Raw genomic sequence first — 10,617 nt, 5'->3', positions numbered from 1 at the left:
TCAGTTTATCAGCACTTTGTAGGATGATTACTGTGTCTGTTAGGGTGAATTTTGTTCGCCCTTTTTTTGGGTTTTCACAGCTTATGTGAGTTGCTCACCTAGAAGGCGATTCATACTAAATCTGGTTATTAAAGACTGATTATTTATTCCCCTTTTTGCATGAGTGCATGAGTAGAAAACGGGTTTCTCGGAGAAACCCGTTTTCTGTGCGTTACTCAACGGATTTAGTATCAGGCATATTTGAGTAGAATTGGCCATCTCAATTGTTAAGCAACAATCTACCAAATGGATCGAGTTCGTAACTATAGCGTTTTTCAGTCTGCTGAGGTACAAAAGTTATGGGTTTTAGGCAAAAGGCAAGAGCCAAAAGGCAAAAGGGAAGAAAAATAGGTGTACCTCACTAGCTTAGGAAACGCTATAGGTAAAACAATACGCTTATCGACAGCTACACAACGATATTTTGAGTTGCGAGGAAAAGGAGACCAACTCACTGAAAGTGAAACACAACGCCTGCAATTCTTATATACTTACTTGAAAGAGAATTTAATCAGTTTTGATTAAACGATTAATCCTGCCATGAACCACGTTCTTCAAGTAAAAGCTTGCCATTTTTATAGATTTTGATTATACCACTTTCTGTGACAAAGTAGCGATAATTTCTATTAATAAACTCGTAGCCGAGAAATTGACAGGGAGTAACCCTATCTGAACACAAACGATAAACAGTTCTCCCAGTAAGTTTAATCGATTCTGCGGTTCTTAAACTTGTTCCAGTGTAGGAGACATTGTTGCACACTACCTCTCCTTCAGGACAATTTCTAGTAATCTTGACAATAAAATTTCTTGTTTGTAAGGTTTCTGCAAGAGTTGTTTTACCCCAAAACAAGCAGATAAACAATAAAAACAGAGTTCTCATCAAGAAATTTGGCTTAAACCTAACAAAAAATAATCCCATACTTTAATTCCAGTAGCCAATAAATATCTCTCTGTGTTCTCCGTGTCTCTGGGGTGACATTTGCACCCCAGAGACACAACTACTTACTTAGCAAATTTCCCCTTACCTTGCCACAATTCACCCTCAGCCTTGCGCCGTCGCAGCAGACCTTCATGGACATTGGAACCCGGATTAGAGTAGAGTTCTAAAATCTTAGGTACGTCATTCCATCGCTTATCTCGCAAAGCAGAAGTGATAGAATTAAAACCGGGATTACCGTAGAAATGATCGCCTAAATTGTAAGCAAACGAAATCAAGGCTGAACGCTGATTATCATTCATCTCATTCCAATAAGGAATTGAAGCAGCTAGGTGATTTACGGTGTTTTCAAGATCGTGGGATAAATAACTCTGAGCGGTTGCTAAAGTGATATTTGGATCGCCAAAACGAACAGGTTTGCCATTAGGATACCGAGTTGTTCCAATCCCAATCGTCGCCACTCCTACGCCATCATTATAAACATGAGGGACAAAACCTTCAAACTCAGTTATAATCTGAACTGCTTGTTCAGGAACTTTACTATTGCTTTCTACTCGGTCCATAGACTCTGGAATAGGAGACCAATCTTTTTCAAAGATATACCAGACACCAGCACCGCTACTCAGGGTTACTTTTAAATGTCCGTTGGGTGCAGATTCCACCCTGTCGATGCTGATGGTTTGTCCGGCCTTGTAAATCTTTTTCTCAGTATCGGGTAGCTTACTAGATTGTTCTGTCGATTTCTTGATCGCAGTGTCGTGAAGTGCTGTCAAAGTTGCTATTGCCATAAATGAACCTCTAAACTTATCTGCTGACAAAACAATGTTAATCTATTTGGTTCTTCGTTGCTTGGTCTGGTTTGATCGGGTGGATAACACGAACCGAAGAGCCGGTCTATTGTATGGATGCCCAAGGGTACAGACGGACAGACAGGGGGAGAATCTGATTAACTTTCCCCAGGGGCTTTTGTTAAGTTACATTAAGCCCTAGAATAAAATCCCAGTGAGTTAGACGAAATTCGCTCGATCGCTCGGTCTTATCCGCTCTTAGCTGAGATAGAGAAAAGATAGCGCATCGACAAACAGAAAACTTGAGCTACTCAAGCTTTCGTCAATACTGCCCTGTTATCCATCTTGAGTTATAACCTAGTGTCCCAAACCCTACCTAAACCCACCCTAGAAAGAGAATTTTTGCCATTTACCCTACAGGATGTCCGTCTAGCTATCCCGGCCCGTTGCTTCCAATCAAGCGTTTTTCGCTCTTTAGCCTACTTTTTTTTTGACATTGGCATTATTACCCTACTTTACTGGATAACTTACCAGATTAATCAAGCATGGTTCTTCCCCCTTTTTTGGTTTATGCAGGGAACCATGTTTTGGGCCTTATTTGTCGTCGGTCACGATTGCGGTCACGGTTCCTTTTCCCGTTATCGTTGGTTAAATAACTTAATCGGTCATCTCAGTCATACTCCCATTCTCGTACCTTTCCACGGTTGGCGTATCAGTCATCGCACCCATCACGCTAATACTGGCAATATCGACACCGATGAAAGTTGGTATCCCGTCACGGAAACCCAGTATAACAATATGGCTTGGTACGAAAAATTAGCTCGTTTTCAGCTAATTTTATTTGTTTATCCCCTCTATCTTTTCCGTCGTTCCCCTAATAAACAGGGGTCCCATTTTATGCCTGAAAGCTCCCTCTTTCGCCCCTCGGAACGGTGGCAGGTACTGACTAGCACCGTTTGCTGTACCTTTATGTTAGGTCTATTAATCGGGGTGGGTATTAGCTACGGCTTTTGGTTTCTGTTTAACTACTACATCATGCCCTATATCGTCTTTGTGGTTTGGTTAGACCTGGTGACATTCCTACACCACACTGAAGATGATATTCCCTGGTATCGCGGTCAAGATTGGTACTTTCTCAAAGGGGCGCTTTCTACCATCGATCGCAATTATGGCATCTTTAATCCCATCCATCACCAAATTGGTACTCACGTTGCCCATCATATTTTTATCACTATTCCCCACTATCATCTCCAAGAAGCAACCGAGGCTATCCGTCCCGTCTTAGGAGACTATTATCGCGTCTCGAAAGAACCGATTTTCAAATCTCTCTGGCGGTCCTACCGCAATTGTCATTTTGTCAGTGACCAAGGCAGTAAGATTTTTTACCGCAAAAACTAATCCTGTCTTAGCCATTAGGAGGAAACGGCAGCAAAATCTGCCTCCTCCTCTCACACCGAGAATAGTTGCCAAAACTGGGGATAAAGTCTTTTTCTTGATTTGATTCAGTGGCAAGGGATGAAGCTGATGCAGTGAAATTGAACGAGGTACAAAGGGAATAACATCGGCAGCATTGGCCAAGAATCAAACAAATATCCAAGCGGTTCTCTAGGATTTGATCATTTTGCTTTTCAACAGCTACTGGCAAGAGGATATTAAGCGCCTAGAATCTAAAAATTTACGATCAAGCAGGTCTAAAGAGTGAATTTTTATGATACTGTCCATTGTACTAACTCAATTATAACTTTGCTATAAAATATTAATTACTCAGACAGCAAAAAAAGTAGCAGATTATGACACAGGCAATCCTTACTCAAATCTTGAATCAGCTTGAGACTCTTGAGCTAAAAGAACTTCAGCTGCTTAATCAGACGATTCAACAGCATCTTATGGATAAAGAAGAAGCTGACAAACAAGCGGTATTTCACCAATCTCTTCTTGATGCTGGATTAGTCAAGCAGATTAAGCGTCCTTCATCTCAACCGATAACTGAGCGACGATTGATTGAAATCGAGGGAAAACCTATTTCAGAAACGATTATTGAGGAACGCCGTTAAATGGCACTTTATTTCTTAGATAGTAGTGCCTTGGTCAAGCGTTATATCAGCGAACCCGGTTCAGCGTGGGTATTGGGATTATTTGCTGCTGCTTTAAATAATGAAATATTTATTGCCGCAATCGCCAAGGTAGAAATTGTGGCTGCTATTACGCGAAGATACCGCACTGGAAGTATTAGCGTTACGGATGCAACGGCAATAGTTCATCAGTTGAGAAAGGACTCGCTTAAAGATTATCAAGTCATTGAAATTACCGAAAGTATAATTAATTCAGGAATGGTATTAGCGGAAACTTATGGTTTAAGAGGTTATGACGCAATCCAGTTAGCAGTAGGTTGTGCTGTTAATGCACTTTGCCTAGCTAGTGGTTTACCTTCTATCACTTTTGTCTCGGCAGATAATGAATTGAATGTCGCTGTGATCAGTGAGGGATTGCTGATGGAAAATCCTAACAATCATCCGTCTTAAGTAAGCGATAAGCTGTGAACTCTGAAATTTTTAGAGTTTAAAAAGGTGGAAAAAATAATCCCCTTCAAGGGAGTAAATAAAGGGGCATTTATGGTATTTTTAGAAGCAATTTAGCCTATTTTTGTGGTTTCTTTTTCGGTGGATTTAGAGGGTTTTAGTTGGCGCTTGAGGGTTGAGGCTGCGCCGAGTGTACCGAGAGCGAGGAAACCGAGGGTTGAGGAAGGTTCGGGGATAGTATCTCCATCAGATGCAGCTATTACAAATCCAGAGCCAGTATAAGGATTCGCTGTAAACCAGCCTACTGAAGAAGAAAAGCTTACTGGCGTAGTACCGACGATAACACCAGGTAAGCTTGACGATATTCCATTGACAAAGTTAAATGAATCACCAGCTTGAAATTGGGTTAGTGATGGAATCCATTGATTTAGATCAATTCCTATGAATAAGTTTGTTGAGCGACCTGAACTAAATAGTAATGGAGCCAAAAACTCGTTGCTATTTATAATTGCTAAGTTAGAAAGACTACTATTGATGTAATTTTCAAGAAAAAACGAGCCACTAGAACCACCGACAAATCCAAATGCTGTTTCTGAAATAACTCCAGGATCATCAATAATATAATGAAGATCTGTTAAGTAATCTGGAATATTAAATCTAATATGTGACTCATCCCCTGGAGCTATTACCACAGGAAAAGGATAAATTGAGCCTAAATCTAACTCTCCACTTATTGTTTGCACAGTTCCTCTCACATCAACTGTTACAAGATCATCTTTTTCATTCTTAATTCTTAATGAACTTTTGAAAGCAAGACTTGGCTCAATATTTACTAAAATTCCAATAAATGTAGCACAAGTGGTTAAGGCAAAAAGCTGTTTAGCAATAATCATTGTTTTTTGAAATTCGATAAAGTCTAAGGCGGACAATAAAATAATACACACTCCCCCCACAAATGTATCAAAAGCTACATTTTAATAAATCTTTACATTCCTCTCCCTAGCTTAGGGATTGACAGGGGAAGGAGTCTCAGGTGGTTTCCCCTGTTTTACTCCTTCTCAGGCGAACTATCGCCTTTCGTGAGGGATTGTGGCGCGGTATGTCGGATTCGGTATTATTTATAAATATCACCACGAGGACCGATCTCAGTGACAATGAAAAGACGTTCTTCTCGATTAACCTGCATTAATACCCGATAATTACCCACCCGCAGGCGATAACTCTCTCGCCCTTTGAGTTTCTTGAAATCTGTCTGAGTAGGACTCGCCAGCAATTTATCCAGTTCATTTAAGATGCGCTCTTGGCTGCGGGGCTGTAACCGTTTTAGATAACGCTCGGCTGGTTTTAAGATTATGTAACGCCACATCCTAACTCAGCCTTTAACTTTACTAAGGACTTGCCAGGATCGCGCCCTTCTAAATATTCTTGATAGGCTTTCTTTCCTACTTCAATTTCTTCAGGAGGCACGTCATCAGCCGTCTCAGAGGTTTCTAAATACTCTAGGAATTGCTCAATATCTACAGCACTTTGGTCGTTCATGCTACTGCCCCTACTTCCTTATTGTTTTTCTGCCTTTCATTAACCATCATAAAACAAAAGAGGGATTGTGGTGCAGTGTGTCGGATTCGCCTTTGCCTTCTCTCTTGACTGATCCTCAACTCGATCGCAAACTAAATTAAACAGGATTACCTCGCACCAACCAGATGATAGACTGGGGATAATAGAAATAATTGGATATGGCTAAATTACCAGAGGAAACCTTAACTAGGGTTTGCGGCAAAAAGTTTGTTGGTGGGGTTAGGAGTCAGTAGCCGGTCGTCAGGAGTCAGTAGCCGGTCGTTTCAGGCTTTGTTGCCCTTCTTTTTTTGTACCAGTCTATGTACTACAAGAAGAATAATGCAAGGTTTTTGAATGTCCCAATCCTATATTCTTGCACTAACATGGGATTTTAACAGGTCAAAAGCCTTATTTTAAAAGGGTTTTACCATTATTCAGCAAGCCCTAATTACTATTTTCTTCAGGAGGAGAAGGTGATAAAACGGGAGGAGCGATCGGTTCAATTTTATCCTCATTAACTGGGGGATTAATCACCTCTGGAACAGGGGAAGGAGAAGGAGAAGGAGAAGGAGAAGGAAGGGGAGAAACTTGAGGACTTGGCTCTGTTTCAGGAAGGGGAACAGGAATAGGAATTACTTCTTCTGGGGTGGGACTAGGAGTTAACTCTGGAGTCGCTTCTGGACTAGGAATCACCTCTGGGGTAGGAGTCGGGGATGGAGTGGGAGTCGGGGAATAAATGGGAGTCCGTTGACGAGAAGGTCGTCGGATAGGGGGAAAATCTTGGGAGGGAGGAGGAATGATTTCAGGACTAGGAGAAGGTTCGGGGATTGGTGATGGTTTAATTTCCTCATTTTTGGGTAAAAGAGCCATAAATCCCCGATATCCTAGGGCAAAAGCCCCAATTGTCACCGCAAAAATCAGCAAAATCCGCAGCCAAGGATTCTTTTTTTCCCCAGAATTGGTTTGAATAACCACAGTGGGGGAGACGGTTGGTTTTGGGGGTGTAGAGGACTTTAATCGGGGACTATGGGGAGAAACCGCGACAGTCGGTTGGGTGGACAAATCCGGGGATATTTCTCCTAAAGCTGCCAACATTTCCCTAGCAGTAGCAAACCGATCGCGGGGATGAAAACGGATCGCTCGATCGATTACCATAGCTAAATTAGGATTAACATTTTCTGCCTCCTGTCGCCAGAGAATTTCCCCCGTGCGCGAGTCAGTTTCTAGATATTGGGGAGTTTTTCCCGTTAATAAAAAAATCGCCGTTAAGCCTAAGCTATAAAGGTCACTAGAAAAGACTGGTCTTCCGGCAGCCTGTTCTGAAGCCATATAACCGGGGGTGCCAAGGGCGATCGAATAGGCACTTTTTCCCGTAGGATCGAGTAAGGTGGCGACTGCTTCTTTCATTACCCCAAAATCGATTAAAATGGGCAAATTATCACTATTTCTTAAGATAATATTATCGGGTTTCACATCCCGGTGAATAATGCGGCGACTGTGAATAAAATCAAGAACAGGCAGTAAATTCTCCAAAATCGTCCGCACTGCTGAAGAGGATAAATTTCCCTGTCGTTGCTGTTTTTGGGTTAGTGTCTCCCCCTCAATCCACTCCTGCACCAGATAGAAGTGATTATCTTGGGCAAAATAACCGTATAAACGGGGTATTTGGCGATTTTGCTCCCCCAATTCCTCTAAAACGCTTGCTTCTTTCTGAAAACGTTCTTTTAACCATTCTGGCATCTCCTCACTTTGAATAGCTGGCTGCAATTTTTTAATCACACAGCGCCGTTGAGAAGGCATATTCGTATCGATAGCGATATAAGTTTCCCCAAATCCCCCCCTAGCAAGGATACTAACAATTTGGTAGCGATTGTTTAAAAGCACTAGATTCATTACCCTGAGAGTGCAAGCGTGGTCGTAAATTGTTCCTAGACTAACATTCTTTCGTTAAGGAAAAAGTCAAGGGAAAAACTAGAGTAGAGTCTAAGGAATCCAGCGACGGATTTTCGTCCACAAAGGTGCATTATCTTGATTGCTCATCTCCTGAAAACTTTGATAACAATCGTAGGCGCGATTAAGATGGGCAGTGATTTCTGTAGCATTGGGATGAGAATTGCGATCGGGATGCCAATAGCACAAGAGAGTTTTATAATTATTCTCAATCCGGCTAGTGGTGCTAAAAGGAGTAATCCCCAAAACTCGCCACCAAACGGGATTAGGCGACTCTATAATCATCACGGCCAAGGAACGGGGCGAAGGATAGAGAATTTGGGCGATTAATGACCAATCTGCTCCATAACACAGCCGATAAACCGCTTTAACCCGTTCTTTTCCCAACTGTTGACAAGCTTGTAAATGCCATTGACGAAAATCCCTCCGCATCTGCTGATGAGTTCGCAAATCTCGCCGGGCAAATCTGCCCTCAGCTAGTTTATAAGTCCCGATAGTGTTAAAGTTACCATTAGCGATCGCTTTTAGATCCCAGTAAAGATGATAAAAAGGATCTTGACCCAAGGCGAGACTTTCCAGAATTTCCTGAGCGTAACCTCTAGCCGGATTTAATTGTAATAATTCCCGTAATTCCCGACAAAACTGCTCATTTTCGGGCATACCGCGCCATTGCCAATAATTAACATCCGGTTTTGCCAGAGACTGCCTATATATACTACGCCACACCTGCGGAACAGTACAGGCGATCGGGGTGGACAAGGGAGTAGCCAGGGGATAAAATTGACTCTTTAAAGAGCTTTCAGGAGCATCTTCTAGTAAACAAGCAAGATGATAAGCTGGATGACTACGGGGCTTTTTTTGGGGGCTAATAAACCAAAAAGCCGTTAAAATGAGAATTAAGTACAAGAGTAGAGAAAGAATTTGCTCCGTCATCGCAACTTTATAGTTAGTCTGCTCAGTTACCCGAAGAATTATAATTGGTGCTATGGTCGCTGAAAAGTTCTTTGTATCTCAGCTGATTGTCAGAAATCTACAAAATGGGGTGATATGTCGAAAGTTTCCCCATATCCTTACTCTGGTTATTCGGAAAGTTTCTGTATAATTAATAGTTAGATGGCTTAGGTTATCAGTTGGGGCATACTTGAAAAGTGTCTGTTCGAGTTCAAAAATTAAAGTGATCAGCACACCTGGAGCAATATGCTGCAATCAGAATCAAAAATTGCACTGCTAATTGATGCAGACAACGCCCCTGCATCAAAAATTGAGGCGATCATCTCTGAAATTGCCAAGTATGGAGTTGCCAATATTCGTAAGGCTTACGGAAACTGGAAAAGTCCTGCGCTGAAAGCTTGGGAGGAGTGTTTGCACGAATACGCTATTCGCCCCGTCCAACAGTTCGACTATACGAAGGGCAAAAATGCTACTGATGCTGCAATGATTATTGATGCAATGGATTTGCTGTATACACAACAGTTGGATGCTTTTGCAATTGTGTCGAGCGATTGTGACTTTACTCCTTTAGTGATGCGAATTTTGACAAATGGCTTAAAAGTCTATGGATTTGGCGAGAAGAAAACACCCTTGCCTTTTGTTTATGCGTGTTCAACATTTTTATACCTAGAAACTATTGATCAAGCAGTAAATTCTGAGGAGACTTCCAAAGTTTCTGCAAGTGTGAAGAAAACTGGTAAAGAGTTGAAGCAAGACACCAAATTAATCAGTTTATTGAGGGGCGCGGTTTCTAGCACTCTAGACGATGATGGTTGGTCGAATTTGGCAGAGATTGGCGGACACATAGCAAATCAGACATCTTTTGACCCACGCAACTACGGATATGCAAAGTTAAGTGGCCTGTTCGAGGCTATTGACTTATTCGAGATTCAGCGAAAAAATAAGGCAGTCTTCGTGAGGAGCAAGCAAAAGAATGGCACTACTCCAAAAACGTAGTGCAGATCTAGTAGAGTGCGTTCCCTCATGCAAGTCCTACCGCTACACCGATCGATTTTAAGGAACCCCAACATCCTCACCTGTGACTATGAAAGGGTATAATAAGTTTACTTTAGGTCATCAAAGAGGTAACAAAACTTTAATGGAAAGTCGTATCCATATCCATCCAGATATTTGTAATGGAAGACCTGTTATCGCTGGAACTCGAATTCCGGTGCAAACAGTTATGGAATTTTTGGGAGCAGGGGATTCTATTGAAGAAGTCCTTGAAGAATATCCTTCTCTGAATCGAGAAGATATTTATGCCTGTATGCAATTTGCATCAAGATTGATGGCGAATCACTATGAAGTCAGAAAAATTGCATGAATGGTTTTTTCTTTGATGAAAATTTACCAGCTAAAATCCTGTTCACTCCATCTTTACCGATCATTCATGTTTCGGTTTTAGGTAGAAGTCCAAGGGATAGGGAAATTTGGCAATATGCAAAGGATAAAAAACTGGTTATTGTTACGAAAGATACAGACTTTTCCGATCGACTAATACCTAATTTGGGTCTGCTGAATAAATGTGAAATGTAGGCAAGGTAAGGGTTTTGTTGCTTTTCTCGTGAAACAGGTGCAAGATTTTGAGAGAATCGTGCTTCAAAATCTTGCGTCTTCATCGGCCCGCGTGTAGGGGCGAAGCATTCGGGCAATAACCTATCGGTGAAACCGTAGATTTTCTATCCGAATGCTTCGCCCGTCTGACAGGGGGACAAGCAAGCTGAAAAGCTTATGTAGCATGGAATACAGACACAGACTCCAAAAAAAGATAAGTCATATTTACTATATATGACCTAAATAACGAAAATGATAAGTGAACTATACCGGAAAGTCTTAGAGA

At 41.6% G+C, this 10,617-nt stretch carries 13 protein-coding genes; 6 read left to right on the top strand and 7 right to left on the bottom strand.

Annotated features, from left to right (window positions below; translation table 11 throughout):
* Window positions 1-565 precede the first annotated feature (565 nt).
* Together O9324_RS06215 and O9324_RS06210 are read right to left on the bottom strand one after the other, a co-directional pair.
* Window positions 566-916: a hypothetical protein gene (locus O9324_RS06215; protein WP_287628025.1), complete on the bottom strand. Its 351-nt coding sequence runs from the start codon at window positions 914-916 to the stop codon at window positions 566-568.
* 122 nt (window positions 917-1,038) lie between these two features.
* Window positions 1,039-1,761: a lysozyme gene (locus tag O9324_RS06210; protein WP_287628027.1), complete on the bottom strand. Its 723-nt coding sequence runs from the start codon at window positions 1,759-1,761 to the stop codon at window positions 1,039-1,041.
* A gap of 360 nt (window positions 1,762-2,121) precedes the next feature.
* Between O9324_RS06210 and O9324_RS06205 the strand changes: the two genes are divergently transcribed.
* The 3 genes from O9324_RS06205 to O9324_RS06195 all read left to right on the top strand — a co-directional run bounded on the left by O9324_RS06205 (window position 2,122) and on the right by O9324_RS06195 (window position 4,283).
* Window positions 2,122-3,159, top strand: coding sequence for a fatty acid desaturase (locus O9324_RS06205; protein WP_002765134.1), 1,038 nt, complete (start codon window positions 2,122-2,124; stop codon window positions 3,157-3,159).
* 392 nt (window positions 3,160-3,551) lie between these two features.
* A complete protein-coding gene (locus O9324_RS06200) occupies window positions 3,552-3,815 on the top strand; it encodes a hypothetical protein (RefSeq protein WP_288139743.1) in 264 nt (87 codons plus the stop codon).
* On the top strand, window positions 3,816-4,283 hold the full coding sequence (locus O9324_RS06195; RefSeq protein ID WP_287628030.1) for a type II toxin-antitoxin system VapC family toxin: 468 nt from the start codon (window positions 3,816-3,818) through the stop codon (window positions 4,281-4,283).
* 110 nt (window positions 4,284-4,393) lie between these two features.
* Here the strand turns inward: O9324_RS06195 and O9324_RS06190 are convergent, their stop codons facing one another.
* The 5 genes from O9324_RS06190 to O9324_RS06170 all read right to left on the bottom strand — a co-directional run bounded on the left by O9324_RS06190 (window position 4,394) and on the right by O9324_RS06170 (window position 8,720).
* Entirely contained in the window at window positions 4,394-5,173 is a 780-nt protein-coding gene (locus O9324_RS06190) for a PEP-CTERM sorting domain-containing protein (protein ID WP_288139742.1), read from the bottom strand.
* A 221-nt stretch (window positions 5,174-5,394) separates the two neighbouring features.
* Window positions 5,395-5,646 carry a type II toxin-antitoxin system RelE family toxin gene (locus tag O9324_RS06185; protein WP_002765143.1) on the bottom strand — a complete coding sequence of 84 codons (252 nt, stop codon included), beginning with the start codon at window positions 5,644-5,646 and terminating at the stop codon, window positions 5,395-5,397.
* Complete coding sequence (locus O9324_RS06180; RefSeq protein WP_002765145.1) at window positions 5,631-5,819, bottom strand: hypothetical protein; 189 nt, start codon at window positions 5,817-5,819, stop codon at window positions 5,631-5,633. Before O9324_RS06180 ends, O9324_RS06185 begins: the two co-directional genes overlap by 16 nt.
* Window positions 5,820-6,281: 462 nt before the next feature.
* Window positions 6,282-7,730: a serine/threonine-protein kinase gene (locus O9324_RS06175; RefSeq protein WP_288139741.1), complete on the bottom strand. Its 1,449-nt coding sequence runs from the start codon at window positions 7,728-7,730 to the stop codon at window positions 6,282-6,284.
* Window positions 7,731-7,820: 90 nt separating this feature from the next.
* On the bottom strand, window positions 7,821-8,720 hold the full coding sequence (locus tag O9324_RS06170; protein ID WP_288139740.1) for a J domain-containing protein: 900 nt from the start codon (window positions 8,718-8,720) through the stop codon (window positions 7,821-7,823).
* A 264-nt stretch (window positions 8,721-8,984) separates the two neighbouring features.
* Between O9324_RS06170 and O9324_RS06165 the strand changes: the two genes are divergently transcribed.
* The 3 genes from O9324_RS06165 to O9324_RS06155 all read left to right on the top strand — a co-directional run bounded on the left by O9324_RS06165 (window position 8,985) and on the right by O9324_RS06155 (window position 10,313).
* A complete protein-coding gene (locus tag O9324_RS06165; protein WP_002757405.1) occupies window positions 8,985-9,734 on the top strand; it encodes an NYN domain-containing protein in 750 nt (249 codons plus the stop codon).
* 142 nt (window positions 9,735-9,876) lie between these two features.
* On the top strand, window positions 9,877-10,101 hold the full coding sequence (locus O9324_RS06160; RefSeq protein WP_288139739.1) for a DUF433 domain-containing protein: 225 nt from the start codon (window positions 9,877-9,879) through the stop codon (window positions 10,099-10,101).
* Entirely contained in the window at window positions 10,098-10,313 is a 216-nt protein-coding gene (locus O9324_RS06155; RefSeq protein WP_287628035.1) for a DUF5615 family PIN-like protein, read from the top strand. Before O9324_RS06160 ends, O9324_RS06155 begins: the two co-directional genes overlap by 4 nt.
* The last annotated feature ends 304 nt before the right edge of the window (window positions 10,314-10,617 follow it).

Source organism: Microcystis sp. LE19-84.1B (genome assembly GCF_027531875.1).
GTDB lineage: Bacteria > Cyanobacteriota > Cyanobacteriia > Cyanobacteriales > Microcystaceae > Microcystis > Microcystis panniformis.
The sequence above is the reverse complement of the archived record's forward strand: the minus strand, read 5'-3'. Positions and strand labels throughout refer to the sequence as shown.

Coding starts and splice junctions, on each gene's coding strand:
- O9324_RS06160 (WP_288139739.1), top strand. CDS start 9,877: ATGGAAAGTCGTATCCATATCCATCCAGATATTTGTAATGGAAGACCT.
- O9324_RS06200 (WP_288139743.1), top strand. CDS start 3,552: ATGACACAGGCAATCCTTACTCAAATCTTGAATCAGCTTGAGACTCTT.
- O9324_RS06210 (WP_287628027.1), bottom strand. CDS start 1,761: ATGGCAATAGCAACTTTGACAGCACTTCACGACACTGCGATCAAGAAA.
- O9324_RS06180 (WP_002765145.1), bottom strand. CDS start 5,819: ATGAACGACCAAAGTGCTGTAGATATTGAGCAATTCCTAGAGTATTTA.
- O9324_RS06170 (WP_288139740.1), bottom strand. CDS start 8,720: ATGACGGAGCAAATTCTTTCTCTACTCTTGTACTTAATTCTCATTTTA.
- O9324_RS06175 (WP_288139741.1), bottom strand. CDS start 7,730: ATGAATCTAGTGCTTTTAAACAATCGCTACCAAATTGTTAGTATCCTT.
- O9324_RS06190 (WP_288139742.1), bottom strand. CDS start 5,173: ATGATTATTGCTAAACAGCTTTTTGCCTTAACCACTTGTGCTACATTT.
- O9324_RS06155 (WP_287628035.1), top strand. CDS start 10,098: ATGAATGGTTTTTTCTTTGATGAAAATTTACCAGCTAAAATCCTGTTC.
- O9324_RS06215 (WP_287628025.1), bottom strand. CDS start 916: ATGAGAACTCTGTTTTTATTGTTTATCTGCTTGTTTTGGGGTAAAACA.
- O9324_RS06165 (WP_002757405.1), top strand. CDS start 8,985: ATGCTGCAATCAGAATCAAAAATTGCACTGCTAATTGATGCAGACAAC.
- O9324_RS06195 (WP_287628030.1), top strand. CDS start 3,816: ATGGCACTTTATTTCTTAGATAGTAGTGCCTTGGTCAAGCGTTATATC.
- O9324_RS06185 (WP_002765143.1), bottom strand. CDS start 5,646: ATGTGGCGTTACATAATCTTAAAACCAGCCGAGCGTTATCTAAAACGG.